We start from the raw sequence: 26,403 nt of genomic DNA on the forward strand, positions 1-26,403 counted from the left end.
GTTGCCGTTCTTGCCGCCCGTCCGGGCCGCGTTTGACCGCGCATATAGTCGCTTGGGGCTGGTTTGTCGCCTCCCTGTCACAAAAAAGCCGGCCCGGCCGCCCCAACGCAGCGTTTCCCGACCTGCGCTATCGGCAAAAAGCCCTACTGGCGCAGCCCGCCCGGCGCAGCTACACACGCAGCCCTGATGCATCGTTTCGCCAATCCCGCCCGCTTCCTCAAGATTGCGCGCCCCCTGACCCAGTGGCTGTTCTGGCCGGGCCTGGCGCTGATTCTGATTGGCGCTGGCTGCGGGCTGCTGGTGACTCCGGCTGATTATCTGCAAGGGCAGACGGTGCGCATCCTCTATATCCACGTGCCCGCTGCCTGGCTCGGCATGGGCGGCTGGACGGGGATTGCGCTTGCCGCCTTGGTGCAGCTGGTGTGGCGGCACCCGCTGGCGGCCATAGCGGGACGCGCGATCGCCGCGCCCGGCGCCCTGTTCACGGTCATCTGCCTGGCGACCGGTTCCATATGGGGGCGGCCGACCTGGGGCACATGGTGGGAATGGGACGGGCGCATGACGTCGATGCTGGTGCTGCTTTTCCTCTATCTCGGCTATATCGCGCTTGCTCAGGCCAGCGCCCGCGACGGGCAGGGCGGCGTCAGTCATGTGACGGCGATTTTCGGCCTGGTCGGTGCGGTCAACATTCCCATCATCAACCGATCGGTGGTGTGGTGGAACAGCCTGCACCAGGGACCCAGTATCACGATGCGCGGATCGACCATCGAAACGACTTTATTATGGCCATTGGGGCTGACCTTGTTGGGCTTTTCCCTGTGGTTCGGCGCGATCGTCCTGATGCGGATGCGCGCGATACTGGCGCAAAACAAGGTCGAGGCGCGAATGCAGCGCCTGGCGAGAGGCTAGAATGAACCAGTGGGCCTTCGTGATCGCCGCCTATGCCGTGACGGCTGGCGCGACGATCGTCATGAGCATCATGAGCTGGCGCGCCATGGCAAGCGCCGAGCGCGCGGCGGACAGGCTGTCGGACAGGGCATGAAGGCGAAGCATCAAAGGCTGGTGCTGGCGCTTGTGGCGCTGGCCGCGATCATCGGCGCGGGGCTTCTCGCGGCGTCGGCGCTCAAGGATGAAGCCGCCTATTTTTACGCGCCCGCCGACGTGGAGGCCAAGGGCGTGGAGCCGGGCCGCGCGATCCGTTTGGGGGGCATGGTGGTGAAGGGCAGCCTCAAGCGGGCGGCCGATGGCGTCACCATCCGCTTCGACGTGACCGATGGCAAGGCACGCGTGCCCGCGACATTCAGCGGGATCGCGCCGGACCTGTTCAAGGAAGGCAGCGGCGTCGTGGCCGAAGGCGCTTTTGACGACAAGGGAACCTTCGTCGCGACCAACCTGCTCGCCAAGCATGACGAACGCTATATGCCGCGCGAGCTGGAGGGGATGCAGTATAACGAAACGACGCATGAGATGAAGGTGACGCCGTGATTGCCGAAGCCGGTCTTGCCGCCCTCTGGCTTGCCGCCTCGCTCGCGCTGCTTCAGCTGTTCCTCGCCATCGCCGGGTTGAAGGGGGGCAAGGCGGAATTGCTGGCCGCGATGCGTCCGGTCGCGGTGGGGCAGGGGATGCTTACGGCGATCGCCTTCTCGCTGCTCATCACCCTGTTTCTGCGATCGGATATGTCGGTTTTGCTGGTGGCGATGAACAGCCATTCGGCCAAGCCCTGGCTATATAAATTCGCCGGGACCTGGGGCAATCATGAAGGGTCGATGCTGCTATGGGTCACGGTGATGGGCGTGGCGGGCGGTGCGGTGGCCCTGTTCGAACGGGCCTTGCGGCGCGACACGCACATGGCGACATTGGGCGCGCAGGCGGCGATGTCGCTGGGCTTCTATGCCTTTCTCCTTTTCTCCTCCAATCCCTTTGCCCGGATCGACCCGCCGCCACCCGACGGGCAGGGCCTCAATCCCTTGTTGCAGGACCCCGGCCTCGCCTTTCACCCGCCGACGCTTTATCTTGGCTATGTCGGCCTGTCCGTCGCCTTCTCCTTCGCGGTGGGCGCGCTGCTGACCCGCACGGTCGACGCTGCTTTTGCGCGGGCGATGCGCCCCTGGGTGCTGGGCGCGTGGATATTGCTGACGCTCGGCATCACGGCAGGCAGCTACTGGGCCTATTATGAGCTTGGCTGGGGCGGATGGTGGTTCTGGGACCCGGTGGAAAACGCCTCCTTGATGCCATGGCTGGCGGCGACGGCGCTGCTGCATAGCGTCACCGTGCTGGCGACCCGCGATGGCTTGCGCGCCTGGACCATCATGTTGGCCGTGATCGCCTTCTCCATGTCGATGGTCGGCACCTTCCTGGTGCGATCGGGCATTTTGACGAGCGTTCACGCCTTCGCGGTCGATCCCGAACGCGGCAGCTTCATCCTCGCGCTGCTTGCCATCTATATCGGCGGAGCGCTGGCGCTGTTCGGCTGGCGGATCGGGTCGGTGCGGGAAGGCGCGCCGTTCGAGCTGGTCAGCCGCGAAACGCTGCTGGTGGTGAACAATCTGCTGCTGTCGGTGATCCTGGGGATCGTCCTCATCGGCACGCTCTACCCGCTGATGACCGAAGCCTTCGGTCACAAGGTATCGGTGGGCGCGCCCTATTTTGACCGGATTGCCGGCCCCATTGCGCTGATATTGATGCTGGCGATGGCCGCGGGGCCGCTGACGCGATGGCGGCGCGATCGCGTGCCTGCGGTGGCCAGGCGCCTGGCGATACCGGCGGCGGCGGGCGCGCTTGCGGCAGCTATCCTGGCCACTCTGGCCTGGGGACGGATGGGCCTGCTGCCCTTTTTCGGGCTGACCGTCGCAATCGGCGTCGGCATCGCCAGCCTGGCCCCGCTCTGGAAGCGCAAGCTGCTGCGCACGCCATTATTCACCTGGGGGATGGTGATCGCGCATCTGGGCTGCGCAGTCAGTCTGGCGGGCATGGCGTGCGATGCGGCCTTCACAGTGGAAAAGCTGGTAGCAGCGCGACCGGGCGACACGATCCGAACGGCTGGTTGGGCCTTGCGCTTCGTGCAGATCATGCCGCTGGCCGGTGATAACTGGACGGCATTACAGGCGGACCTGGCCGTCGATCGTGGCGGCAGCGCAGTGATGATGCGCCCGCAGTCGCGCTTTTTCACGTCCCCGCCCACGACCACCAGCGAAGCGGCCTTGCTGCCGCGCTGGAACGGGCAGCTCTATGTGGTGCTGGGCGAAGAGGTCGAAGGCGGCCGCTGGCAGCTGCGCATCTGGTGGAAGCCGTTTGTGACGCTCATCTGGCTTGGCGGCATATTGATCGCCTTTGGCGGCGCGCTTGCGCTGATCGGGCGGGAACGGCGCGGATGGCTGGCGAAATGGCGCGCGCGGAGGGTTGTGGCATGAGGCGCATCCTCATCTGGCTGCCGCTGCTGCTTTTTGCCGCGTTCATCGGCTTGTTCGCAAGCGGCCTGTTCCAGCCGGACGATCGCATCATCCAGTCCCGGCTGGTCGGTCAGCCGCTGCCGGACTTCGACCTGCCGGCCGCCGCGAGCGACCGGCCCGGCCTTGGCAGCCGTGACATGGCGCGCGGCAAACCCCGTCTTCTCAATATCTTCGCCAGCTGGTGCGTGCCTTGCGCCGTGGAAGCGCCGCAGCTCATGGCGCTGAAGCGGGCCGGCGTCGCGATCGACGCCATCGCCATTCGCGATGCGCGCAGCGATGTCGATGCGTTCCTGGCGCGCAACGGCAACCCCTATCAGCGGATCGGGCTGGACGCGCGCAGCGCTGTCCAGATCGCGCTCGGCTCCTCCGGCGTGCCCGAAACCTTCGTCATCGATGGACGGGGACGCATCGCCTATCAGCATATCGGCGATATCCGCGCGGACGATGTGCCGGCGATCCTGGCCCGGCTGGAGGATGCGCGATGAAAATGCTGATCGCCATGTCGCTGGCCCTGGCCGCCGCGCCTGCACTGGCGCAGACCGCGCTCCCGCCCGCGCCCTGGGCGGACCGGCAGATACCCGACGCCGACCAAGAACGCGCGGCCAAGGCGCTGATGGAAACCATCCGCTGCCTGACCTGCCAGAGCCAGTCGATCGCCGATTCCAACGCCAGCATGGCCGCCGACATGCGATCGCAGATTCGCGAACGCATCATGGCGGGAGAAAAACCTGAAGCGATCCGCGCCTGGCTGGTGTCCCGTTATGGCGATTGGGTGAGCTACGCCCCGACCGCCGATCCCATATTGTGGCCGCTATGGGCCGCGCCGCTCATCCTGCTGGCCTTGGGCCTGTTTCTCGTGCGCGGGCGGATAGGGAGGAAGAAGCCATGACCGGCTGGCTCATCGCTTTTGCCCTGGCGGCATTGGTGCTCGCTGGCCTTGTGCTGCTGGGCCGCATTCCGCGATCGGCATGGGAAATCAGCGCCGCGGCCTTGCTGTTCGGTCTTGCCGGCTATGCCTGGCAGGGCAACCCCGGACTGGCAGGGGCGCCGCGCCAGCACGCGCAGGCTGATGCGCAGCCGTTCGATGAGGCACTCGCGGAAAAGCGGCGCGGTCTTGCCGAACGCTTTGGGCCAGCGGCGCAATGGATGATGCTGTCCGATGGCCTGGCGCGGCAGGGCAAGACGAAGGCGGCGGCCAATGTGCTCCTGTCGGCGCTGCGGGATCAGCCCGATGATGCGAACCTGTGGCTGGGGCTGGGCAACGCCCTGGTCGCGCATGGCGACGGCATGCTGTCGCCCGGCGCGCAATTTGCCTATCGCAAGGCGCTGGCCATCGACCCTGACGCGCCTGCGCCACGCTATTTCTACGGCTTGGCGCTCGCCCGCGCAGGTCAGTTGCAGGCGGCGCGCGACCTGTGGGCGCCCCTGGTCGCGCGCGCACCCGCCGACAGCGAAGTGCGCAAGGAACTTGAGAGCAGCATCGCGCGTATCGACGCCATGCTGGCGGGTAATCAGTCTGGTCAGCCATGATGCGGTGCAGCGTTCGCGTTGCACGGCGACAGGAGCCGTGATAGGGCGCGGCGGTTTGCGGGGGTAGCGGACTGTTCCGCCCATGCCCCCGAGTGGGTGTCCAGACGAGCATGACCATTCGGCATATCATTCATGGCTGATCTTCTTCCCAATACCGCTCCTTCGTCGCCTGACGAGGGAGAGGGCGGTCACGGCCATGTGCGACAGAAGGCTACGCTGAAGCTGGTCGTCGGTGCGATCGGCATCGTGTTCGGCGACATCGGCACCAGCCCGCTCTATGCGTTCCGGGAAACCTTCGCCGGCCATCATCATCTCGATCTCGACCCCGATCACATATTGGGCGTCATCAGCCTGATGTTCTGGTCGATGATGCTGGTGGTGACGCTCAAATATGTCAGCATCATCATGCGGGCGGACAATAAGGGCGAAGGCGGCAGCCTGGCGCTGCTCGCGCTCATCAACGGCCAGACGAAGACCCAGCGCTGGTCGCGCGGCATCGTGCTGCTGGGCGTGTTCGCCACGGCGCTGTTCTACGGCGACTCGATGATTACGCCCGCGGTGTCGGTGCTGTCGGCGGTCGAGGGTATTGCAGTCTATAACCCCAATCTGGCCCCCATGATCCTGCCGGTGGCGATCCTGATCCTGCTCGGCCTGTTCTGGATCCAGGGGCTTGGCACCAACAAGGTGGCGTCCCTGTTCGGGCCGATCATGCTCGCCTATTTCGTGACGATCGCGACATTGGGGCTGATTTCGATCTTTCAGACCCCCGGCATCCTGTTCGCGCTCAACCCCTATTGGGCGTTCATGTTCTTCGTCACCGATCCGCTGCCTGCGTTCCTGGCGCTGGGGTCCGTCGTGCTGGCCGTAACCGGCGCGGAGGCGCTTTACGCCGATATGGGGCATTTTGGCCGCAGCCCGATCCGCGTGTCGTGGCTGGCCTTCGTCCTGCCGGCGTTGATGCTCAACTATATGGGGCAGGGCGCCCTGCTGTTCCGCGAAGGCGCGCCGGCCCTCGACAGCCCCTTCTACAATCTTGCCCCGCAATGGGGGCAGTTGCCGCTGGTCATCCTGGCCACCATGGCGGCGATCATCGCGTCGCAGGCGGTCATATCGGGCGCATTTTCCGTGACGCAGCAGGCGATCCAGCTGGGCTTCATGCCGCGCCTGCGCATTTCGCACACCAGCGCTTCGGCGGCCGGGCAAATCTATATTCCCCTGATCAACTGGGGCCTGATGACGATGGTCATCCTGCTGGTGCTGGTGTTCCGCACCTCGTCCAACCTGACCGCGGCCTATGGCATCGCGGTGACGGGCGCGATGTTCATCGACAATCTGCTGCTCACCGTGCTGCTCTATCGCCTGTGGCATTGGAAATGGTATTATGCCGCGCCATTGCTGGCGGTCTTCTTCCTGGTCGACGGCGCCTATCTGGCGGCGAACCTGACCAAGGTGCCCGACGGCGGGTGGTTCCCGCTGCTGATCGGCTTCATCGTCTTCACCCTGCTCACCACCTGGTCGCGCGGGCGCAGACTGGTGCAGGACCGGTTGCGCGAAGCCGCCATGCCGATCCCGGTCTTTGTTGCGTCAGCCGCCAACAGCGCGGTGCGCGTGCCCGGCACGGCCGTGTTCATGACGTCCACGCCCGACGGCGTGCCGCATGCGCTGCTGCATAATCTGAAGCATAACAAGGTACTGCATGAGCGGGTCATCCTGCTGACGGTTAAGATCAAGGACGTGCCCGTCGTCGAGGATGAAGGGCGCGCCAAATTGGAGGATCTGGGCCGGGGCTTCTTCCGCCTCGTGCTTCAATATGGCTTCATGCAGGAGCCCGACGTGCCTGCCGCGCTCAAGAATGTCACGGGCTGCGGGCAGGCGTTCAAGATGATGGACACCAGCTTCTTCCTGGCGCGGCAGACGCTGCTTCCATCGGCCAAGCCGGGTATGCCGCTCTGGCGGGAAAAGATTTTCGCCTGGATGCTGCGCAACGCGGAAAGCGCGATGGAGTTTTTCCGCTTGCCCACGAACCGCGTCGTCGAACTGGGCAGCCAGGTCGAAATCTAGGCCCGCGTTTTACACTAACCGGCCATCAAAAAGGGCGCGACCTTCACGGCCGCGCCCCAATCATCTTCGATGATCCGCCGATCAGGCGGCGTCGCGATCCTGCGCGTTGATGTCGACCAGTTGACCGCCGTTGATGGCGATCTTCTTGGGCTTCATCGCTTCGGGCACTTCGCGCACCAGTTCGATCACCAGCAGGCCGTCGGCCAGATCGGCCTTTTCGACACGTACGAAATCTGCCAGCTCGAACCGGCGTTCGAAGCTGCGATTGGCAATGCCGACATGCAGGAATTTGGAACGATCCGCTGCGGAGTCATCCTTGCGACCAATCACCTGCAACAGATTCTGCTGCGCGGTGATATCGATCTCGTCGGGGCGGAAACCCGCGACGGCCAGGGTCACGCGATACCGATCCTCCGACAGGCGCTCAATATTGAAGGGCGGATAATTGTCGCTCTGCTGCAACCGGGCGTTGTTTTCGATCAGGTCGAACAGACGATCGAAGCCCACGGTCGAGCGGCGATAGGGGGTCAAGTCAAAAGCACGCATCGTCATAATCTCCTAAAGAGCAAAATGAACCATGCCGAACCCGTTAAACTGGCGTTCGGCGATACTGAGCCCGGTCCCATGCGGCGACCGGACGACATGAATATGGTTTGACGAATAGGGCTTTCAAGAGGGCCGATGGCGCCCGAAATTTCCTGGTGACGCCCACGCCTCTGTCGAACGATTGTCGCCCGGTACAGACATATCACGTGGCCGAGATCAATATTGGCTGTGCCGCAGCAAGCAGACGTGAAGACGCAGATGCCTGATCGCTATGTGGCCAAAGAAAAAGCACCCGGATCATGCTTTCATGATCCGGGTGCTTAATGGACGATTGCTCGTCTCCCCCTTGGCCTGCCTCAACCACTTCTTAGCCCCCTAAGCTCGAAGCGGGAAGCAGTATCCCTGAACCACGGCCTTTCACCTGTGCTTCGATTGTCTTGCTATGCTTACGGACGCAGCGAGTCACGGGCAAAATCGGGATGTTGTGATTTTCGCTGCGACCCTGTTGCGACGATGCAACAATCCGGCAATGCTTGCCGTGGGTGCCGGCCGGTCCTAGAGCCTGTTCCAAATCTCCATGACAAGGGCCATTCGCGCCACATGATTCTGTCCCGTTACGAACGCATGATCGCCAAGCGCTATTTGCTGCCGGGCAAGGGTGAAGGCTTCATCTTCCTGGTCGCTGGCATCAGCCTGGTCGCCGTGATGCTGGGTGTCGCGGCGCTCATCATCGTCATGAGCGTGATGAACGGCTTTCGCGCGGAGCTGTTCGACAAGATTGTCGGTTTGAACGGCCATGCGGTGGTGCAGGGCTATGGCGGACGCCTGCCCGACTGGCAGTCCATCCTCAAGCAGGCAAAGGCGACGCCGGGCGTCACCAGCGCCACGCCCATGATCGAGCAGCCCTTGCTGGCGACGTTCAACGGCCGTGTCGAGGCAATTCTGGTGCGCGGCATGACGGTGCCTGACATTCGCGCGAACAAGACGCTGAAGGGCAAGGTGCTTGCCGGCAGCCTGGACAGCCTGACGCCGGGCGCAGGGAAGGTCGGCATCGGCTCACGGCTTGCCGAAAATCTGGGCGTGCAACTGGGCGACAGTCTGACGATCATCAATCCCGCAGGCCGGTCGACCCCATTTGGAACCGTCCCGCGGCAAATATCCTATCAGGTGTCGGCGATCTTCGAAGTCGGCATCTATGATTATGACAAGGCGATGGTTGTCATGCCGGTGGAGGATGCGCAGACGCTCCTCCTGTTGGGCGACGTCGTTGGCATGATAGAGGTGGAGACGGTCAATCCCGACCGTGTCGGCCAGATTTTGGAGCCGCTGGCCGCCAAGGTCGCCGGCCGGGCGGTCATCACCGACTGGCGGCAGATGAACGCATCCCTGTTTGAGGCGCTGGCGGTCGAACGGGTGGCGATGTTCGTCGTCCTGTCGATCATCGTGCTCGTCGCCGTGTTCAACATCCTGTCCTCGCTCATCATGCTGGTGCGCGCAAAGACCCGCGACATCGCGATCCTGCGCACCATGGGGGCAAGCAGGGCGGGACTGGTCAAGATATTCATGACGGTCGGGGTCACCATCGGCACGCTTGGCATGGTGGCGGGCATGATCTTGGGCTTCACCTTCCTCTTTTTCCGGCAGAATGTGGTCAATGCCATCCAGTTCGTGACCGGTCAGAATTTGTGGGACCCCTCGATCCGCTTCCTGACCGAATTGCCGTCTCAGCCCGACCCGGTCGAAATCGCGGTGATATGCGTCATGGCGCTGCTGTTCAGCTTCCTTGCCACCCTCTATCCGGCCTTCAAGGCTGCCAATACCGATCCGGTCCAGGTGCTGCGCTATGAATGATGTTCTGAAAGTCACGGGCCTCGCGCGCAGCTTCACGCAGGGCGGCGTGACGATCGACGTGCTGCGCGGGGTCGACCTGCGCGTGGGCGAGGGCGAGATCGTCGCGCTGCTCGGTCCATCGGGATCGGGCAAATCGACGCTCTTGCAGGCGGTCGGTCTGCTGGAGGGCGGATTTGAAGGGTCGATCCGCATCGCTGGCGAGGAAGCGGCGAAACTGGACAATGACGGACGCACCCGGCTGCGCCGCGATGCTTTGGGCTTCGTCTATCAATTCCATCATCTCCTGCCCGATTTCAACGCGACCGAAAATGTCGTGTTGCCGCAGGTCATTCGTGATGCGGACATGGCGACGGCTCAGTCGCGCGCGGAATCCCTGCTGACGTCGCTGGGGCTTGGCCACAGGCTGGACCATCGCCCCAGCCAATTGTCGGGTGGGGAGCAGCAGCGTGTCGCCGTGGCCCGCGCACTCGCCAACCGGCCGGCGCTCGTGCTGGCCGACGAACCGACAGGCAATCTGGACGAGCGGACGGCGGACGTGGTGCTCGCAGAATTTCTGCGGCTGGTCAGGGGCGAAGGCTCCGCCGCGCTGGTCGCCACGCATAATGAGCGGCTGGCGCAGAAGATGGACCGGGTGGTGCGCCTGCACGAAGGGCGCTTGCAAACGGCCTGACGCAGCGGAATCGGGGGTCAGGCTGCGTCCCGCACCACCGCCACCAGTACCCGGTCGCGCCCTTCCGCCTTGGCGCGCAACAGCGCGGCGTCCGCCGTCTGGATCAGCCGGTCGGCGCGGCCATGATCGGGGAAGGCGGACAGGCCGAAGCTGGCGGTCACGGGTCCCAATGGCTTGCCGTCATGCTGGACCCGCAAGGATTGGAGTCGCTGCTGTATCTGCGCCGCGCGCGCCATCGCCTGATCCAGCGAGAAACCGGGCATGAGGACCACAAATTCCTCGCCTCCCAGGCGAAAGGCGTGGCCGTCTTCCCGCAGCGATTCATTCAGCAAGCCACCGACCGCGCGCAAAATCGCATCGCCGGCATCATGCCCATGATTGTCGTTGAACCGCTTGAAATGGTCGATGTCGATCATCAGGCAAGACAGCGGCGTGGCGTTGCGCTCGGCCTCCTGTGCCAGTCTGGTGAACAGCATGTCGAACTGGCGGCGATTGGGCAGGCCGGTCAGCGGATCGACCATCGCCATGTCGCGCAGCACGTCACGAAGCCGCAGGTTAGACAGGGCCAGGCCGATATTTTCCGCCAGCATCTCCAGATAGGTGCCGCTGCGCTCCAGATGCGCCTGGCTCGCGCCCGCCGGCTCCTCGAAGTAGAGCAGGCCGATGCTCTCGCCCTGCGCCGTGAGCGGAATGCAGATCGTCTGGAGCGTGTCCCGCGCGCCCAGATGCTCACAGGGAATGTCCACCATTTCCCCGATGGGCCGATGGGTCTGGCCCCGGCGCAAGGCCCAGCAGGCCGATGGCGCGAATTCCGTCAGCGAATGGGCGGGGTCCAGCCATTGGCACGCCTGCGCCATCGCATTGCGATGGGCGTCATAGATATACAGCCTGCCTGGAAAATCAGGCGTGATTTCCGGCACGAAGCGGCGCACCACGCCCACCAGATCGGCGGTATCGTCGCATCCCTGCAACCGCTGCGTCAGGCGCGACAACAGGTCGCGCATCCGGTGATCCACGTCCCGCTCACGCTCCAGCCTTTGGCGTTCCAGCCCGTTCTCCCGGAAGATGCGGATCGCCTGCGCCATATCGCCAATCTCGTCGACATGCGCCATGTCGGGCGGGACCGCATCATAATCCTGCGCCGCGAGCCGCGTGACGACATCGCTCAATCGCACCACCGGGCGAAGAATGCGCTGTTTGAGGATGAAATAGAGGACGCACAGGAACAGCAGCGCGGTAACGCCCAGCATGATTTCCGACATGGTGCGCCACAGCCGCGCGCTTTCGGTCGCGCGCGCCACCGCCTGATCGGTACGTTGATCCAGCATATATTGAAAGCGGTCAATCTGCGCGGCGACCCGGTCCATTTCCCGCCCATATTCGTCGCCGAACAGGATGGCCCGCGCGGATTGCGCGTCGCCGCTTTGCGCGGCCTTCAGCGCTGCTTCCTGCTCCTCCATCAGCGCGTCCGCCCAATGGATGCCCTGCCGCAATGCCTGAAGCTCGGCATAATTCGCGCCGGCGTCCTTCAGATGCGCAATCCGTTCCTCGACCGATCGCAATCCTGCCCGTTCGCGGCGATAGGCGATCAAATGGCTGGGGTTGCCGGTGACGACGAAGCCGCGCGCCTGCTCGCTCAGGCGATAGACATCCTCCTCCAGCGTGGCGGTAAGCTGGTCGAAGGTCGCGCGCTGGCTGACGGCGGCGCGCTCCTGCTCCTCGACGGACGAGGCGCGCAGCATTGTCGCGCCGGACACGAGTGTCAGCGCGACGGTAGCGCCATAGGCCCAGTTGGTGATGGTGGAAAGCCGCATGGCAGCAATCTACCGGTCAGAAGTTGGCGATTGATTAAGCATGACGGCAGATTGGACGAAAGTGCGGCCCGCATGCGCTTTCGTCCACAGCTTTCGCGCCGCAGGGGCTGGCGTCGACTCATGCGCGCCGCCTAAGGTGCCGTCATGTCCCATGCCGCTTTCGTCCCGCTTCGCGTCTTTTCCTCCTTCACCATGCTGGAAGGGGCGATAGATCCCAAGAAGATCGCCAAGCAGGCACGAGCGCTCGGCTTTCCGGCGGCGGCGATCACCGACCGCAACGGCCTGTACGGCTCCATGGCCTTTTCCGACGCCTGCAAAGGGGAAGGCGTGCAGCCGATCATCGGCGCGATGCTGGGCGTGCTGCGTCCCGGCCGGCCCGCCAATGCGGCGCAAGTCCATGACTGGATCGCGCTTTATGCGCAGGATGCGCGCGGTTACGACAATATCTGCGCGCTCGTGTCGATGGCGCATCTCGATCGCCCGGTGGAGGAAGTGCCCCATGTGACGCTCGATGCGCTGGAGGGGCGCACCGATGGCGTCATCGCCCTGACGGCGGGCGGCGAGGGCGCGTTGGCGCGGCTGTTCGCGGAGGATCAGCCCGAGGCCGCTTTGGCCTATGCCGAGCGGCTGGAGGCGCTGTTCCCCGACAGGCTCTACGTCGAAATCTGCCGTCGCCTCGACCCGGTGGAGGGCAAGGCGGAAGGCGCGCTGCTCGACCTGGCCTATGATCGCGGCCTGCCCCTGGTAGCGACGAATCCCACCTGCTTTACCGAACCGCATTTCCACGAAGCCCATGATGTCATGCTGTGCATCGCTGATAGCGCCTATGTGGACACGGCCGACCGTCGCAGAAGCTCGCCCGACGCTTGGATGAAGCCGGCGGCGGAGATGCGGCGCCTGTTTGACGACCTGCCCGAAGCGCTGGCCAACACCCTCGTCGTCGCGCAACGCTGCGCCGTGGCCGCCCCCAAGCGCAAGCCCATTCTCCCCAGCCTGGCCGGCGATATCGAGGGGGAGGCCGCGATGCTGCGAGATCAGGCGGCGGCGGGGCTGGAAGCGCGGCTGGAAAAGGCCGGCATCCTGGGTGAGGAGATGCGGCGGCCCTATTATGAACGGCTGCAATTCGAAACCGACATCATCATCCAGATGGGCTTCCCCGGCTATTTCCTGATCGTGGCCGATTTCATCAAATGGGCCAAGGATCAGGATATTCCCGTGGGGCCGGGGCGCGGATCGGGCGCGGGCTCGCTCGTCGCCTGGGCGCTCACCATCACCGATCTTGATCCCTTGCAACTGGGCTTGCTGTTCGAACGCTTCCTCAACCCCGAACGCGTGTCGATGCCCGACTTCGACATCGACTTTTGCGAAACCCGACGCGGTGAGGTCATCCGTTACGTCCAGCAGAAATATGGCGCGGATCATGTGGCGCAGATCATCACCTTCGGGAAGCTCAAGGCGCGCGCGGTGCTCAAAGACACCGGCCGCGTGCTCCAGATGAGCTATGGCCAGGTCGACCGCCTCGCCAAGCTGGTGCCCAATCACCCGACCGACCCCTGGACGCTGGAACGGTCCCTGAATGGCGTCAGCGAGTTCAAGGCCGAATATGACAATGACAATCAGGTCAAGCGCCTGATCGACTATGCGATGAAGCTGGAGGGCTTCCCGCGCCACAGTTCCACCCACGCGGCGGGCGTGGTGATTGGCGACCGGCCGTTGAGCCAACTGGTGCCGCTTTATCGCGACCCGCGCTCCGACATGCCGGTGACGCAATTCGACATGAAATATGTCGAGGGCGCCGGGCTGGTGAAGTTCGACTTTCTGGGTCTGAAAACGCTGTCCGTGTTGCAAAAGGCTGTGCAATTGCTCGCCGCGCGCGGCGTCACGGTGGACCTCGATACACTCGCCTGGGATGACATGGCGGTCTATGACCTGCTCCAGCGCGGCGACACGGTCGGCGTGTTCCAGCTGGAATCGGAAGGGATGCGCAAGACGCTTGCCGCCGTGCGCCCGACCAATTTCGGCGACATCATCGCGCTGGTGTCGCTCTATCGTCCCGGCCCGATGGACAATATCCCGATGTTCGGCCGTCGCAAGAACGGCCAGGAAGATATTGAATATCCCCATATTCTCCTGAAGCCGATCCTCGAAGAAACCTATGGCATCTTCGTCTACCAGGAACAGGTGATGCAGGCCGCGCAGATCCTGGCGGGCTACAGCCTGGGGGACGCCGACCTGCTGCGTCGCGCGATGGGCAAGAAGGTGAAGGCGGAAATGGACGCGCAGCGTTCCCGCTTCGTCGAAGGCTGCGCCGCCAAAAGCGATATTCCGGTGGCCAAGGCGAATGAGCTGTTCGACTTGATCGACAAATTTGCCGGCTATGGCTTCAACAAGTCCCACGCCGCCGCCTATGCGCTGCTCGCCTATCAGACGGCGTGGCTCAAGGCGCATTACCCGGCCGAATTCTATGCCGGGTCGATGGCGTTCGACATTCACCTCACGGAAAAGCTGACGGTGTTCGTCGACGATATGCGGCGCATGGGCCTGACATGCCTGCCCCCCGACATCAATCGCAGCGAAGCGGATTTCACCGTCGAGCCCATTGCTTATGAGGGCGAAGACGCGCGATTGGGCTTTGCCGTGCGCTATGCGCTGGGCGGCCTCAAGGGCGTGGGCGAAAAGGCGATGGAACAGCTGGTCGAGGAGCGCAACAAGGGCGGCGCCTTCAACAGCCTGGACGATTTTGCGGACCGGATCGAGCCGCGCCTGCTCAACCGGCGCCAACTCGAAAGTCTGGCGGCGGCGGGCGCGTTCGATGGCATCCACGCCGACCGCGCGGGGGTCCATGCGGCGGCGGAGACGATCCTGTCCGTCGCTGCCAGCAACGCCGCCGCGCGCGAAAGCGGGCAGGGCGGCCTGTTTGGCGACGTGGAAACGCCCCATGCCGATGTGCGCATCCCCCCGCATCAGGCCTGGACGGTGGCGGACCGCATGGCGCAGGAAAAGGAAGCGTTCGGCTTCTATTTCTCCGCGCATCCGGTGGATCGCTACAAGCATCTGGCCGACGCGCGCGGCGCACGCAGCTATGGCCTCATCTGCCAGTCGCCCATGCCTGCGCCCAATGCCGAAGCGCGGGCGATGACGATCATGGCGGCGATGGTGGAGGATGTGCGCTGGCGCGAGACAAAGCGCGGCGCGCGCTACGCCAGCGCCACCTTCTCCGACCAGAGCGGCCAGTTCCAGGCCAGCTGTTTCGACGAGGATGGCTGCAAGGCGATCGAGGAACTGGCGCGCGATGGCGACTGCGCGCTGCTGATCGTCGAACTGGACCGCCTGCCGGGCGAGGAAACGCCGCGCGTTACCGTGCGCAGCGTCGAACCCTTCCGCGCGATCGCCAGCGCGTCGCGCATGGAATTGACGGTCGATGTGGAAAGCGCCGAAGCGGTCGAGGCGCTGGCGGCGCTATTGGCCGGCGCGGGCGGGGGCCGCAGCGAAGTCTTCCTGCGCGCGCGATTAAGCGACGGGCAGGCGGCGCGGGTGTTTCTGGGTGATGGATATAGCCTGGGCGCCGATCAGGTGGACGCGATCGCAACCATCAAGGGGCTGACTATCCACAAATTCGAGCGGATGGACGTGAAGGCCGACGGCTACCGCACGCGCACGCGCCGGTCGGGCATGCGGCTGGTGGGATAGCAGACTGCGGCGGTGCGCCCAGGCGTCGCTGCCCATGCTCTTCCAATGTAGGATTTCTTCTGATCTACCCTGGCGGATGACCTATTTGTCCGTCCGCGCCATTGCCCGCCGGTTGCCCTACTGGCCGCAAGTGCATCCTGCGCGAGGTGTCGCCTTGCGGTCGCTTCGCGGTCGCGTCCTGGTCGCTTCGGGCCGAAAAAGGGCCGACGACACTGTGAACTTCGCTCCGGCGATTTCGTTGTGATCTCGCGCGGGTATCGACGTTCCCGCGCTATCGCGAATCACAATATCCGGAGCCACGCATGAAGAGCATCAATCCCGCCACCGGAGAGGAAATCGCCACCCACCAGGAGATGACGAAGGCGCAGATCGACACCGCGCTCGACCGGGCGGAGGCGAGCTTTGGGATTTGGCGAGAAACGCCGATCGCGGAGCGGACCACGCTGCTATCCGCGCTGGCCGACGCCTATCACGACCATCGCGAACAGCTTGCCCGCATGGCGACGCTGGAAATGGGCAAGACGCTCAAATCGGCGCTGGCGGAGGTCGACAAATGCGTCGCCGCCTTCCGCCATTATGCCAAGGAGGGGCCGGCGATGCTGGAAGGCGGCAGCATCGCGCTGGCCTCGGGCGGCAAGGCCGATCTGGTCTGGCTGCCCATCGGGCCGGTGCTGGCGGTGATGCCCTGGAATTTCCCCTATTGGCAGGTGGTCCGCTTCTTGGCGCCTTGCATCCTGGCGGGCAATGTCGGGCTGCTTAAACATGCCAGCAATGTGCAGGGCGTCGCCGCGCTGATGCAGGATATGATGGGCGTGGCCGGCGCACCTGACGGGCTGTTCCAGAACTTGCCCCTTCGTTCGGACGCGGTTGCGGACATCATCGCCGACGACCGGGTCGCCGCCGTCACCCTGACCGGCAGCGAGGGGGCGGGCCGCGCCGTGGCCGAGCAGGCAGGCAAGGCGCTCAAGAAGGTCGTGCTGGAACTGGGCGGGTCCGACCCGTTCATCGTCATGCCTTCGGCCGATCTGGACGCGGCGGTCGAGCAGGCCGTGACCGCCCGCATTCAGAATACGGGCCAGTCCTGCATTTGCGGCAAGCGGATGATCGTCCATGCCGATATCTATGACGAATTTCTGGAGCGCTATGCCGCCGCCATGGCCGCGGTGAAGCCGGGCGATCCCTTCGCGGAGGATAGCGACATGGGGCCGCTTTCCAGCGCAGAGCAACGACAGACCGTGTTGGACCAGATCGACAAGATGATAGCTGCCGGCGCGACGCTGATCGGCGGGGAAAGCATGGCAGGGCCGGGTGCCTATATGCGGGCGGGCATCCTGACCGACGTGCCGGTCGATCCTGCGCTGATGGGTGAGGAAATTTTCGGGCCGATCGCGATGCTGTTCAAGGCGAAGGACATGGACGACGCCATCGCCATCGCCAATGCCATCCCCTTCGGCCTGGGATCGTCGGTGTGGACTGAGGAGCCCGAGGAAGAAGAACGCTTCGTCCGCGACGTGCAGGCGGGCATGACCGCGGTGAACCAGATGCTGGCCTCCGCGCCCGAAGCTCCCTTCGGTGGCGTCAAAAAGTCCGGTCATGGCCGTGAGCTGGGGCCATTCGGCCTGCACGAATTCATGAATTTGAAGAGCGTCTATCGCAAATAGGCTGAACCCATCATCGTTGAGAGCATGGGCATCAAGGAGTAGAGACTGGCCCCATGCCGCACCTCTCCACCTTCGCCATCGTCTGCGCCGTGCGCGCCCATGGCGAACATGGGGCGATCGCCCGGCTGCTGACGCCCGATCATGGGCTGACGGCGGGCTATGTGCGCGGTGGCCGGTCGCGGGCGATGCGGCCGGTGCTGCTGCCGGGCAATGTGGTAAAGGCGGATTTCCGGGCGCGGACGGAGGATCAGCTGGCAGGGCTGACGGTCGAACTGGCACACAGCCGCGCGCCCCTGCTCGCCGAACCTCTGCCCGCCGCCGCCATCGACTGGGGCTGCGCGCTGACCGCCGCCGCCCTGCCCGAAGCGACGCCCTATCCGGCGCTGCATCAGGCGCTCGCCGGCCTGCTCGACGCGGTGGAGGCGGCGCCGGCGGCACGCGGCTGGGCCGTGGCGCTGGTGCGCTACGAATTGCTGCTGCTCGCGGAACTGGGCTTTGGCCTCGACCTGAGCCGCTGCGCCGCACTCGGTGATGTCGATGACCTGGCCTATGTCAGTCCGCGCAGCGCGGCGGCGGTCAGCCGGGCGGGCGCATCGGGCTATGAACAGCGCCTGCTGCCGCTGCCGCCCTTCCTTGTTGCCGGCGGCACAGGGGAATGGGCGGAGATCATGGATGGCCTGCGCCTCACGGGCTTTTTTCTGGAGCGATCGGTGCTGACCGACCGCCGCGCTGACGTGCTGGCGGCACGCGAAAGACTGGTCGAGCGACTGAAAAGGGCGGTTGCCTGAAACCTCCTGTCTCCATAAGGCGCTGCCACGCAAGATAAGGAGTTTTCGCCATGTTGATCGCCCTGTTCCCCGGAGACGGCATCGGACCCGAAATCGTCGAACAGGCAAAGCGCGTGCTCGATGCGTTGGCGATCGACGGGCTGACATATGAGGACGGGCTGGTCGGCGGCGCCGCCTACAAGGCGGTGGGCCATCCGCTGCCGCCCGAAACGCTGGACATTGCCAAGCGCGCCGACGCCATCCTGTTCGGCGCGGTGGGCGACCCGGACTGTGACGCGCTGGAGCGGCATTTGCGGCCCGAACAGGCGATCCTTGGCCTGCGCAAGGAACTGGGCCTGTTCTCCAACCTGCGCCCTGCAAAGGTTTTTCCCGAACTGGCGCATGAGAGCGCGCTGAAACCCGACGTGGCTGGCTCGATCGACCTGCTCATCGTGCGGGAAACCAATGGCGACGTGTATTTCGGTGAAAAAGGCTTCCGCACGACCGCGGAGGGGCACCGTGAAGGCTATGACATCATGTCGTACAATGAAGCGGAGGTCCGGCGCATCGCCCATGCCGGTTTCCAGGCCGCGCGCGCCCGTCGCGGCAAGCTCTGTTCGGTGGACAAGGCCAATGTGCTGGAAACAAGCCAATTGTGGCGCGACGTGGTGATCGAGGTTTCGGCCGACTATCCCGACGTGGCGCTCAGCCATATGTATGTCGACAATGCCGCGATGCAGCTGGTGCGCAATCCCGGTCAGTTCGACGTGATCGTGACCGGCAACCTGTTCGGCGACATATTGTCGGATCAGGCCAGCATGTGTGTCGGGTCGATCGGGATGCTGGCATCGGCCACGCTGAATGGCAGCGGGCAGGGCCTCTATGAACCCATCCACGGGTCCGCGCCCGACATTGTCGGCAGCGGCAAGGCCAATCCGCTGGCGACGATCCTGTCTGCCGCAATGATGCTGCGTTACTCGCTGAACCTGCCTGAACAGGCGGATCGGATCGAGGCGGCTGTGGCGCAGGCGCTGCGCAATGGCGCCCGGTCGGTGGATCTGGGCGGGACAATGACGACGGTGGAGATGGGGGACGCAGTGCTGGCTGCGTTGTGACGGCTCGATCCGTCGCAAAAGCAACCTGCGCGCTTAAGTTTTCCGGTCCCAATCCGATTTAAGGATAAAATGGGGTCGAAGATGATGATGACGGATTTACGGCACGATCATGATGGTCTGCGCCGGATGATGCAGGATTTCGCGCTGATGATGCGGAGCGCGGGGCCGGAGGATATGCCGGAGGTCACGCAGCGGCGGATAGCCTTTTCCCAAGCTTTTCGTGAGCATATGGCGCGCGAGGACAGAATGGTGCAGCAATTGCGTAAAGGGCTTTTGTCCCCAGAGGCAGCCCAGGTGCTGCGCGAGCATGGCCGCGCGATCGTGGCCCTGTTTCTGCGCTACAGCGATCATATCAAGATATGGACGCCAGCGCAGATCGAGGCGGATTGGGTAGGCTATCGGACTGCGGTATTGGGCTTGCAGGATGGCTTGCGCGAACGGATGGCGTGGGAGGAGCAGCATCTTCACCCGCTGATGACGCCACAGACTCGCATCGCGGCCTGACGGGGCCAATCGGCGCGCATCGGTCCTATGCCGCCAAATGTCGGCAGCCTAGAAGTGCAAGGATGACCGACCTTTCGCTCCCTTCGCTTCGCGCCGCCGCCGCCATGGTCCATGCACAGGTGCCCCCGACGCCGCAATATGCCTGGCCGCTGCTGGCGGCACGGACCGGGTGTGATGTCTGGGTCAAGCATGAGAACCACACGCCCACTGGCGCGTTCAAGGTGCGCGGTGCCATTCCCTATATCGACTGGCTGCGGCGTATGCATCCTGACGTTACCGGCATCATCACCGCGACGCGGGGCAATCACGGGCAGGCGCAGGTTCGCGCGGCCCGGGCGGCTGGGTTGTCCGTCACGATCGTCGTGCCGCACGGCAATGCGCTGGAGAAAAATGCCGCGATGCGCGGACTGGGCGCCACACTGATCGAACATGGCCATGATTTCGACAGCGCCAAGGCAGAGGCATTGCGCCTCGCGCAGGATAAAGGGCTCTATATGGTGCCTGCCTTTCATGGCGAATTGGTGCGTGGGGTCGCGAGTTACGGGCTGGAGTTGTTCGATGCGGTGCCCGACATCGACACCGTCTATGTGCCCGTGGGTTGCGGATCGGGCCTCTGCGGGACGATCGCGGCGCGTGACGCGCTGGGTCTGGACACCAAGGTCGTGGGCGTCGTATCGGCCCATGTAGACGCCGCCAAGCGATCGTTCGAGGCCGGAAAGCTGCTGGCCAGCCCCAGCGCCCATACCTTCGCCGACGGCGTCGCCGTATGCACACCGGTACAGGAAGCGCTCGACTATTTCGGGCCGCGCGCCGACCGGTTCGTGGCGGTAAGCGATGATGAGGTCGCCGCCGCGATCCGCATTTATTGGGAAGATACGCATAATCTGGCCGAAGGGGCGGGCGCGGTGGCGCTGGCGGCGCTGATCCAGGAAAAGGAGCGAATGCGCGGCAAGACGGTTGCGGTAATCCTGTCGGGCGGTAATGGCGACAGAAGCCAGATGGCCGAAATATTGGGCGGCGGCACGCCGCGCGTTCAGCAGGATATGCGAAGGGCGATATGAAGCGGAAGAGCGGACAGAATCCCGATATCACGAGGAACTGGAAACCGGCGACGCTCGCAGTTCGGGGGGGAACCGCGCGCAGCGAATATGGCGAAACGTCCGAGGCGCTCTTTCTAACGAGTGGCTATTGCTATGACCGGGCGGAAGACGCCGCCGCGCGTTTTGCCGGCGAGCAGACGGGCATGACCTACAGCCGGCTTCAGAACCCCACGGTCGAGATGCTGGAACAGCGCATTGCCCTGCTGGAAGGGGCGGAGGCCTGTCGCGCCACAGCCACGGGCATGGCCGCCATGACCGCCGCCTTGCTGTGCCAGCTTTCAGCGGGCGATCATGTCGTTGCGGCCAAGGCGGCGTTCGGCTCCTGCCGCTGGCTGGTCGATACGCTCCTGCCCAAATTCGGCATCGCGACGACGACGATCGACGGACGCGATACCGCTGCCTGGGAGGCAGCGATCAAGCCCAATACCAAGGTGTTTTTCTTCGAAACGCCGGCCAATCCGACGATGGACGTGGTGGATATCGCAGCGGTGTGCGCCATCGCCAAGGCGCGCGGGATCACGACCGTTGTCGACAACGCCTTTGCCTCGCCCGCCTTGCAGCGCCCCATGGAATATGGCGCCGATGTCGTGGCCTATAGCGCCACCAAGATGATGGACGGGCAGGGCCGCGTATTGGCGGGCGCGATTTGCGGCACGCGGGACTGGATCGATTCGGTGCTGCTGCCCTTCCATCGCAATACCGGGCCGACGCTGAGCGCGTTCAACGCCTGGGTGGTGCTCAAGGGGCTGGAGACGCTGGACCTGCGCATCCGGCGGCAGAGCGAGAATGCGTTGAAGGTGGCGCGCTTCCTGGAAGGCCGCCTTTCCAAGGTCAATTATCCGGGACTGGAAAGCCATCCCCAACATAAGCTGGCAATGCGGCAGATGGAGGCGGCGGGGCCAATCTTCTCCCTCTATGTCGGTGGCGGTCGCGCGGAGGCGCATGGCCTGCTCAATGCGCTGGAACTGGTCGATATCAGCAACAATATCGGCGATTCCCGGTCGTTAATGACGCATCCGGCGTCGACCACCCATTATGGCATGGCCGAGGAAGCACGGCTGGAAGTCGGCATTACCGAGGATATGCTGCGCCTGAACGTAGGGCTGGAAGACCCGAACGATGTCATAGCCGATTTCGATCAGGCGCTGCGGGCGATAGGCCGTTGACCTTATCGGGGGCAGGGCGCATCTGTCGGCCATGACGACCAGCTTTGCGCTTTTCCCCTTCCACGCGACGACGCGCGATATTGGCGTGCATGTGGCCGTCACTTATCTGCCCGAACAGTCGGAACCGGACCGGGGGCGCTGGTTCTGGGCCTATCATATCCGGATCGAGAACCGGGGCGATCACCCGGTACAGTTGCTGACCCGCCACTGGATCATCACCGATGGGCGCGGCAATCAGCAGAGCGTCGATGGCGACGGCGTGGTGGGCGAACAACCGGTGGTCCAGCCTGGCAAAAGCTATGATTATGTGTCCGGTTGCCCGCTCGCCACGCCGACCGGGTCGATGAAGGGCAGCTATCGCATGATCGGGCTGGACGGCGAGATATTCGAAGTGAAAATCCCGCATTTCGCGCTGATTGCCCCGGCGGTCGCGGAATGAAGCGGACGCATCTGCCGTTGAACGGCCTGCGCGTTCTGGACGCGGCCGCGCGGCATCTGTCTTTCACGCGTGCCGCCGATGAACTTGCCGTGACGCCGGCAGCGGTCGGGCAGCAAATTCGCGCGTTGGAGGATATGCTGGGCGTCGTGCTGTTTCGGCGCACGCCCAAGGGGCTGGAACTGACCCCGGAAACCGAAGCCGGGCTGGAGGCCCTGCGCGCCGGCTTCCTGCAATTTGAGGAAGCGGTGCGGGCGATGCAGGCCGGGCAGTCGAGCAGTGCGCTCACCATCGCCGCGCCGCGCGACATCACCGCCAAATGGTTGCAGCCGCGCCTTGCGGCTTATGCCGCGAGCCAGCCCGACCTGACATTTCAGCTGGTCGCGGCGGACGACGCGCTCGATTTTACCGAGGCCAATCTGGACCTGGCGCTGCGGCTTGCGGATGGTCCGGGCGAGCATGAAGGGGTCAAGATCGGCGAACCCGCCTATGTGACGGTCGAGGCGGCCACCGGCGGCCCTGATCTGCGGATCGATTGGCCGGGATGTGCGGCTGGCGACCGGCCGGCGGTCATCCGCGTCGCCGATGGCGGCCTTGCGATCGAGGCGGCGGCAAACGGCTTTGGACGCGCGCGCGTGCCGCAATTGCTGGCCCACGCGGACATCGCCGCCGGGCGGGTGCGCCAGGTCGGGGAGGCCGCGCCGGCGCTGCTCGCTTACTGGCTGATCGCGCCGCTGCCGCAATGGCGGCAGAAGAAGGTCAAGGCGCTGGTGGAGGCCTTGACGGCCTGATCCCCTGGTCAGTGACGGAAGAACAGTGTTACGGACGCAACATGATTGACGCGCGTATTACCGCCGCGCTGATTGATGATCTGGTTGAGATAGCCCACCTCCAGCGTGGAAGCGCCGGGCAGGCCCACCTCCGCCCCGATGAAGCTGCGTAGCTGATCGAAGCCGTCGCGCGCACCCCAGTCGGTGTCGTTCAGTGCAACGAAACCTTCGGCATAGACCAGCGCGTTGAGCGCATCGCTGTTTGGCTCAAGCGGCTTTTCATAGCGGAGCATTTCGCGCAGCCGCCAGCCCATGTCATTGCCGTCAGACCGCCAGCGTTGCTCAAGGCGGGTGCGAGACGACAATTCGCCCGCCCAGGGTTTGCCGAGCGTCCAGTTGAGTTGCTGAAAGCTGCGTTCCTCATTGACGTCCTTGCCGCCCTCGACCGGCGCGGCGATATGGGCAAAGCCCTGATAGAACGTCACCGAAGGCGAGAATTTCCAGCCGATAGCGCCGCGAAACAGCGCCTGGTCGATCCGGGATACGCCATCGCCTACGCGCGGCTGTATTTCGGCGAAGTAGACAAGGTCGTCCTTGATCGATCCCATGCTGGTGAGGTTGAGCCAGAATTGTTCGTCCTGGCTCGTTTCGGCGGAAGCGGGCGCACCGACCAGGATCAGGGCGGCGGCAAGGCATGGAAACAGGCGGTGCATGATGGTCCGGGGCAGGGGGCAACAAGGCAGCAGCCTTTAGGCCCCCGATGTTTCCCGGCCATGTCTGCGTGGTGACTTACTGTGCCAGGCGATCAGGTAATGACGCTGGGACTGTCCATGCCGGTAAAACCGCGGATGTCCGCAATCTCCTGCGCCGCGGCGATCAAAGGCGCCAACGCATCGGCGGTTTCCATGGCCAGATTGCCATCGGGTCCCACATAGCGTTCGATATAGACGCGCAGGGTCGCGCCCTCCGTGCCGGTGCCCGACAGGCGGAAGACGACGCGCGACCCATCGTCGAACAGAATGCGGATGCCCTGGTGCCGGCTGACCGACTGGTCGGTCGGATCGCTATAGGCAAAATCGTCGGCGCTGCCGATTGTGCCGCCGCTGTTGCTGGTGCCTGGAAGGGCATTCAACTTGTCCCGCAGAGCCGCCATCAGGGCGTCGGCCTTGTCCTTGGCGATCGCTTCATAATCATGCCGGGCGTAATAATTGCGGCCATAGGTCGCCCAATGATCCGCCATGATGGCAGCGACGCTTTGTTTGCGCGCAGCCAGGATGTTGAGCCACAGCAGCACCGCCCAGATGCCGTCCTTTTCCCGGACATGGTCGGATCCAGTTCCTGCGCTTTCCTCACCGCAGATCGTCGCCATGCCAGCGTCGAGCAGGTTGCCGAAGAATTTCCAGCCCGTGGGCGTTTCATACAGCGGGATGCCGAGCTTTTCCGCCACGTGGTCCGCCGCGCCGCTGGTCGGCATGGACCGGGCGATGCCCTTCAGTCCGCCGGCATAGCCGGGAGCGAGATGAGCATTGGCCGCCAGCACCGCCAGGGAGTCGGAGGGCGTCACATAGCAATGGCGGCCGATGATAAGGTTGCGGTCGCCATCGCCGTCCGACGCGGCGCCGAAATCTGGCGCGTCCGCCGCCATCAGCCGATCATAGAGGTCCTTGGCGTGGACGAGATTGGGATCGGGATGGTGATGGCCAAAGTCGGGAAGCGGCGTGCCGTTCATCACGGTTCCCGATGGCGCGCCTAGGCGGCGCTCGAATATCTCGGTCGCATAGGGACCGGTCACGGCGCTCATCGAATCGAAAGCCAGGGTGAAACCACCGGCGATCATCGCCCCAATCGTACCGAAGTCGAACAGGCTTTCCATCAGGTCCGCATAGGCGGCGACGGGGTCGACCACCTCGACTACCATGTCGCCAAGCTGGCGGGTGCCAGGGCTGTCGATATCGACGTCCGCCGCATCGACGATCGTGTAGTGATCGATGACGAGGGAGCGCGCGGCGATCGCGTCCGTCACCTTTTCCGGTGCGGGGCCGCCATTGCCGATATTATATTTGATGCCGAAATCCTCGTCGGGGCCACCCGGATTATGGCTAGCCGACAGGATCAGGCCGCCAAAGGCCCCGGACGACCGGATGAGATGCGACGCGGCAGGCGTCGAAAGAATGCCGCCCTGACCCACGAGCACGCGGCCAAAGCCATTGGCGGCCGCCATCTTGAGTACCGACTGGATGACTTCGCGGTTGAGGTAGCGGCCGTCTCCGCCGACAACCAGCGTGTCGCCTTCAAAGCCTTCCAGGCTGTCGAACACCGACTGAATGAAATTTTCCGCATAATGGGGCTGGGCGAAAACTCGCACTTTCTTGCGCAGGCCCGACGTGCCGGGTTTCTGGTCGGAGAAGGGGGTAGTGGTAACGGTCTGGATCACGCCGGCATCCCTTGCATCATTGAATATGTCCTTTTCGCGCGGCCAACCGCGTCCTGCAATGGCGCATGTTCAGCCTTTTTGCGCAAACCAGATGACATGGCGTGGCCCTTTGCCATTATCACGGGCACGAACGGCGACTTCGTCGACACGAAAGCCGGCGCTGCGCAGGCGGCGGGTGAAGGCGTCATCCGACCCTGCCGACCATATGGCGAGAATGCCGCCTGGCCGAAGCGCCGCGCGCGCGGCTTGCAGGCCCTTTGCATCATAGAGCCGGTCGTTGGCGGCGGCAGTGAGGCCATCGGGTCCATTGTCGACATCGAGCAGGATCGCGTCATAGCTGCCCTGCGCGTTAGCAATTACGGCCACGACATCGTCAATTACCAGATGCACGCGCGGATCGTCGAGGCATCCGGCCGCAAGCTCCGCCATCGGGCCGCGCGCCCACTCGATGATTTCGGGCACCAGTTCGGCCACAGTGATGCGCGCGTCCGCCGACAGCGCGCCCAGCGCCGCACGCAGGGTGAAGCCCATGCCATAGCCACCGATCAACAGATGCGGGGCCTTCCCATCGCGCAGCCGGTCGATCGTCATCAGCGCAAGCTGCTTTTCCGACCCGCTCATGCGGCTGCTCATCAGCTCGTTTCGGTCTAGCACGATCATATGGTCGCCGCCGCGCCGATAGAGTTTCAGTTCCTGCCCGCCCGGAACGATGGCGGAGCCCAAATATTCGCGCGGCGTCATCATGATGTCCTAACAGCTCAAAAAATCGTCTTGCGCATGGCAGCTTGGCTTGCGTCGTGCAAATGCTACAGGCCGTCGCGCGTTTGGACCGGTGCTTG

Annotated in this window: 24 protein-coding genes; 19 read left to right on the plus strand and 5 right to left on the minus strand. The window is 64.2% G+C overall.

Going from position 1 to position 26,403, the window contains the following annotated elements:
* The first annotated feature begins 186 nt into the window (after positions 1–186).
* From ccmC to RLDS_RS38155, 8 genes are all read left to right on the plus strand, one after another.
* Positions 187–909 (plus strand): heme ABC transporter permease CcmC, encoded by a 723-nt coding sequence (gene ccmC / locus RLDS_RS38125; protein ID WP_021225680.1) that lies wholly within the window; start codon positions 187–189, stop codon positions 907–909.
* A 1-nt stretch (position 910) separates the two neighbouring features.
* The gene (locus tag RLDS_RS57200) at positions 911–1,042 is read left to right on the plus strand and encodes a hypothetical protein (protein ID WP_021225681.1); all 132 of its coding nucleotides are present in this window, start codon (positions 911–913) and stop codon (positions 1,040–1,042) included.
* Positions 1,039–1,485, plus strand: coding sequence for a cytochrome c maturation protein CcmE (gene ccmE / locus RLDS_RS38130; protein ID WP_021225682.1), 447 nt, complete (start codon positions 1,039–1,041; stop codon positions 1,483–1,485). Before RLDS_RS57200 ends, ccmE begins: the two co-directional genes overlap by 4 nt.
* Positions 1,482–3,410: a heme lyase CcmF/NrfE family subunit gene (locus RLDS_RS38135; protein ID WP_021225683.1), complete on the plus strand. Its 1,929-nt coding sequence runs from the start codon at positions 1,482–1,484 to the stop codon at positions 3,408–3,410. Before ccmE ends, RLDS_RS38135 begins: the two co-directional genes overlap by 4 nt.
* Positions 3,407–3,934: a redoxin family protein gene (locus RLDS_RS38140; protein WP_236616838.1), complete on the plus strand. Its 528-nt coding sequence runs from the start codon at positions 3,407–3,409 to the stop codon at positions 3,932–3,934. Before RLDS_RS38135 ends, RLDS_RS38140 begins: the two co-directional genes overlap by 4 nt.
* A complete protein-coding gene (locus RLDS_RS38145; protein ID WP_021225685.1) occupies positions 3,931–4,338 on the plus strand; it encodes a cytochrome c-type biogenesis protein in 408 nt (135 codons plus the stop codon). The genes RLDS_RS38140 and RLDS_RS38145 overlap by 4 nt, the downstream gene beginning before the upstream one ends.
* Entirely contained in the window at positions 4,335–4,979 is a 645-nt protein-coding gene (locus RLDS_RS38150) for a tetratricopeptide repeat protein (protein WP_021225686.1), read from the plus strand. The genes RLDS_RS38145 and RLDS_RS38150 overlap by 4 nt, the downstream gene beginning before the upstream one ends.
* Positions 4,980–5,111: 132 nt before the next feature.
* Positions 5,112–7,040: a potassium transporter Kup gene (locus RLDS_RS38155; RefSeq protein ID WP_021225687.1), complete on the plus strand. Its 1,929-nt coding sequence runs from the start codon at positions 5,112–5,114 to the stop codon at positions 7,038–7,040.
* 81 nt (positions 7,041–7,121) lie between these two features.
* Here the strand turns inward: RLDS_RS38155 and RLDS_RS38160 are convergent, their stop codons facing one another.
* Positions 7,122–7,592 carry an Hsp20 family protein gene (locus RLDS_RS38160; RefSeq protein ID WP_021225688.1) on the minus strand — a complete coding sequence of 157 codons (471 nt, stop codon included), beginning with the start codon at positions 7,590–7,592 and terminating at the stop codon, positions 7,122–7,124.
* A gap of 594 nt (positions 7,593–8,186) precedes the next feature.
* On the opposite strand from RLDS_RS38160, the gene RLDS_RS38165 reads away from it, so the two are divergent.
* Both RLDS_RS38165 and RLDS_RS38170 read left to right on the plus strand, forming a co-directional pair.
* Positions 8,187–9,437: a lipoprotein-releasing ABC transporter permease subunit gene (locus RLDS_RS38165; protein WP_021225689.1), complete on the plus strand. Its 1,251-nt coding sequence runs from the start codon at positions 8,187–8,189 to the stop codon at positions 9,435–9,437.
* On the plus strand, positions 9,430–10,107 hold the full coding sequence (locus RLDS_RS38170; RefSeq protein ID WP_021225690.1) for an ABC transporter ATP-binding protein: 678 nt from the start codon (positions 9,430–9,432) through the stop codon (positions 10,105–10,107). Before RLDS_RS38165 ends, RLDS_RS38170 begins: the two co-directional genes overlap by 8 nt.
* Before the next feature lie 17 nt (positions 10,108–10,124).
* Here RLDS_RS38170 and RLDS_RS38175 read toward each other — a convergent pair whose 3' ends face one another.
* Complete coding sequence (locus RLDS_RS38175; protein ID WP_021225691.1) at positions 10,125–11,921, minus strand: diguanylate cyclase; 1,797 nt, start codon at positions 11,919–11,921, stop codon at positions 10,125–10,127.
* Between the two features lie 144 nt (positions 11,922–12,065).
* Between RLDS_RS38175 and dnaE the strand changes: the two genes are divergently transcribed.
* The 9 genes from dnaE to RLDS_RS38220 all read left to right on the plus strand — a co-directional run bounded on the left by dnaE (position 12,066) and on the right by RLDS_RS38220 (position 23,151).
* On the plus strand, positions 12,066–15,611 hold the full coding sequence (dnaE, locus tag RLDS_RS38180; protein ID WP_021225692.1) for a DNA polymerase III subunit alpha: 3,546 nt from the start codon (positions 12,066–12,068) through the stop codon (positions 15,609–15,611).
* 302 nt (positions 15,612–15,913) lie between these two features.
* A complete protein-coding gene (locus RLDS_RS38185; protein WP_021225693.1) occupies positions 15,914–17,272 on the plus strand; it encodes an NAD-dependent succinate-semialdehyde dehydrogenase in 1,359 nt (452 codons plus the stop codon).
* Between the two features lie 53 nt (positions 17,273–17,325).
* Positions 17,326–18,060: a DNA repair protein RecO gene (gene recO / locus RLDS_RS38190; RefSeq protein WP_021225694.1), complete on the plus strand. Its 735-nt coding sequence runs from the start codon at positions 17,326–17,328 to the stop codon at positions 18,058–18,060.
* A 50-nt stretch (positions 18,061–18,110) separates the two neighbouring features.
* Entirely contained in the window at positions 18,111–19,154 is a 1,044-nt protein-coding gene (gene leuB / locus RLDS_RS38195; RefSeq protein ID WP_021225695.1) for a 3-isopropylmalate dehydrogenase, read from the plus strand.
* Between the two features lie 81 nt (positions 19,155–19,235).
* Positions 19,236–19,658 (plus strand): hypothetical protein, encoded by a 423-nt coding sequence (locus RLDS_RS38200; protein WP_236616839.1) that lies wholly within the window; start codon positions 19,236–19,238, stop codon positions 19,656–19,658.
* A gap of 62 nt (positions 19,659–19,720) precedes the next feature.
* Complete coding sequence (locus RLDS_RS38205; protein ID WP_021225697.1) at positions 19,721–20,719, plus strand: threonine dehydratase; 999 nt, start codon at positions 19,721–19,723, stop codon at positions 20,717–20,719.
* Positions 20,716–21,924, plus strand: coding sequence for a trans-sulfuration enzyme family protein (locus tag RLDS_RS38210; protein ID WP_021225698.1), 1,209 nt, complete (start codon positions 20,716–20,718; stop codon positions 21,922–21,924). Before RLDS_RS38205 ends, RLDS_RS38210 begins: the two co-directional genes overlap by 4 nt.
* Positions 21,925–21,955: 31 nt before the next feature.
* Entirely contained in the window at positions 21,956–22,363 is a 408-nt protein-coding gene (gene apaG / locus RLDS_RS38215; RefSeq protein WP_021225699.1) for a Co2+/Mg2+ efflux protein ApaG, read from the plus strand.
* Positions 22,360–23,151, plus strand: a complete 792-nt coding sequence (locus RLDS_RS38220; RefSeq protein ID WP_021225700.1) for a LysR family transcriptional regulator — start codon at positions 22,360–22,362, stop codon at positions 23,149–23,151. Before apaG ends, RLDS_RS38220 begins: the two co-directional genes overlap by 4 nt.
* A gap of 8 nt (positions 23,152–23,159) precedes the next feature.
* Here RLDS_RS38220 and RLDS_RS38225 read toward each other — a convergent pair whose 3' ends face one another.
* From RLDS_RS38225 to RLDS_RS38235, 3 genes are all read right to left on the minus strand, one after another.
* Positions 23,160–23,843 carry a DUF2490 domain-containing protein gene (locus RLDS_RS38225; RefSeq protein WP_021225701.1) on the minus strand — a complete coding sequence of 228 codons (684 nt, stop codon included), beginning with the start codon at positions 23,841–23,843 and terminating at the stop codon, positions 23,160–23,162.
* 92 nt (positions 23,844–23,935) lie between these two features.
* The gene (locus RLDS_RS38230; RefSeq protein WP_021225702.1) at positions 23,936–25,564 is read right to left on the minus strand and encodes an alpha-D-glucose phosphate-specific phosphoglucomutase; all 1,629 of its coding nucleotides are present in this window, start codon (positions 25,562–25,564) and stop codon (positions 23,936–23,938) included.
* A 69-nt stretch (positions 25,565–25,633) separates the two neighbouring features.
* Complete coding sequence (locus RLDS_RS38235) at positions 25,634–26,305, minus strand: spermidine synthase (protein ID WP_031297934.1); 672 nt, start codon at positions 26,303–26,305, stop codon at positions 25,634–25,636.
* Positions 26,306–26,403 lie beyond the last annotated feature (98 nt).

Source organism: Sphingobium lactosutens DS20 (genome assembly GCF_000445105.1).
In the GTDB taxonomy this organism is placed as follows: Bacteria; Pseudomonadota; Alphaproteobacteria; order Sphingomonadales; family Sphingomonadaceae; genus Sphingobium; species Sphingobium lactosutens.

Excerpts from the sequence above, each read along its gene's own strand:
- ccmC (WP_021225680.1), top strand. The coding sequence starts at position 187 with ATGCATCGTTTCGCCAATCCCGCCCGCTTCCTCAAGATTGCGCGCCCC.
- RLDS_RS57200 (WP_021225681.1), top strand. The coding sequence starts at position 911 with ATGAACCAGTGGGCCTTCGTGATCGCCGCCTATGCCGTGACGGCTGGC.
- ccmE (WP_021225682.1), top strand. The coding sequence starts at position 1,039 with ATGAAGGCGAAGCATCAAAGGCTGGTGCTGGCGCTTGTGGCGCTGGCC.
- RLDS_RS38140 (WP_236616838.1), top strand. The coding sequence starts at position 3,407 with ATGAGGCGCATCCTCATCTGGCTGCCGCTGCTGCTTTTTGCCGCGTTC.
- RLDS_RS38145 (WP_021225685.1), top strand. The coding sequence starts at position 3,931 with ATGAAAATGCTGATCGCCATGTCGCTGGCCCTGGCCGCCGCGCCTGCA.
- RLDS_RS38150 (WP_021225686.1), top strand. The coding sequence starts at position 4,335 with ATGACCGGCTGGCTCATCGCTTTTGCCCTGGCGGCATTGGTGCTCGCT.
- RLDS_RS38155 (WP_021225687.1), top strand. The coding sequence starts at position 5,112 with ATGGCTGATCTTCTTCCCAATACCGCTCCTTCGTCGCCTGACGAGGGA.
- RLDS_RS38160 (WP_021225688.1), bottom strand. The coding sequence starts at position 7,592 with ATGACGATGCGTGCTTTTGACTTGACCCCCTATCGCCGCTCGACCGTG.
- RLDS_RS38165 (WP_021225689.1), top strand. The coding sequence starts at position 8,187 with ATGATTCTGTCCCGTTACGAACGCATGATCGCCAAGCGCTATTTGCTG.
- RLDS_RS38170 (WP_021225690.1), top strand. The coding sequence starts at position 9,430 with ATGAATGATGTTCTGAAAGTCACGGGCCTCGCGCGCAGCTTCACGCAG.
- RLDS_RS38175 (WP_021225691.1), bottom strand. The coding sequence starts at position 11,921 with ATGCGGCTTTCCACCATCACCAACTGGGCCTATGGCGCTACCGTCGCG.
- dnaE (WP_021225692.1), top strand. The coding sequence starts at position 12,066 with ATGTCCCATGCCGCTTTCGTCCCGCTTCGCGTCTTTTCCTCCTTCACC.
- RLDS_RS38185 (WP_021225693.1), top strand. The coding sequence starts at position 15,914 with ATGAAGAGCATCAATCCCGCCACCGGAGAGGAAATCGCCACCCACCAG.
- recO (WP_021225694.1), top strand. The coding sequence starts at position 17,326 with ATGCCGCACCTCTCCACCTTCGCCATCGTCTGCGCCGTGCGCGCCCAT.
- leuB (WP_021225695.1), top strand. The coding sequence starts at position 18,111 with ATGTTGATCGCCCTGTTCCCCGGAGACGGCATCGGACCCGAAATCGTC.
- RLDS_RS38200 (WP_236616839.1), top strand. The coding sequence starts at position 19,236 with ATGATGATGACGGATTTACGGCACGATCATGATGGTCTGCGCCGGATG.
- RLDS_RS38205 (WP_021225697.1), top strand. The coding sequence starts at position 19,721 with ATGACCGACCTTTCGCTCCCTTCGCTTCGCGCCGCCGCCGCCATGGTC.
- RLDS_RS38210 (WP_021225698.1), top strand. The coding sequence starts at position 20,716 with ATGAAGCGGAAGAGCGGACAGAATCCCGATATCACGAGGAACTGGAAA.
- apaG (WP_021225699.1), top strand. The coding sequence starts at position 21,956 with ATGACGACCAGCTTTGCGCTTTTCCCCTTCCACGCGACGACGCGCGAT.
- RLDS_RS38220 (WP_021225700.1), top strand. The coding sequence starts at position 22,360 with ATGAAGCGGACGCATCTGCCGTTGAACGGCCTGCGCGTTCTGGACGCG.
- RLDS_RS38225 (WP_021225701.1), bottom strand. The coding sequence starts at position 23,843 with ATGCACCGCCTGTTTCCATGCCTTGCCGCCGCCCTGATCCTGGTCGGT.
- RLDS_RS38235 (WP_031297934.1), bottom strand. The coding sequence starts at position 26,305 with ATGACGCCGCGCGAATATTTGGGCTCCGCCATCGTTCCGGGCGGGCAG.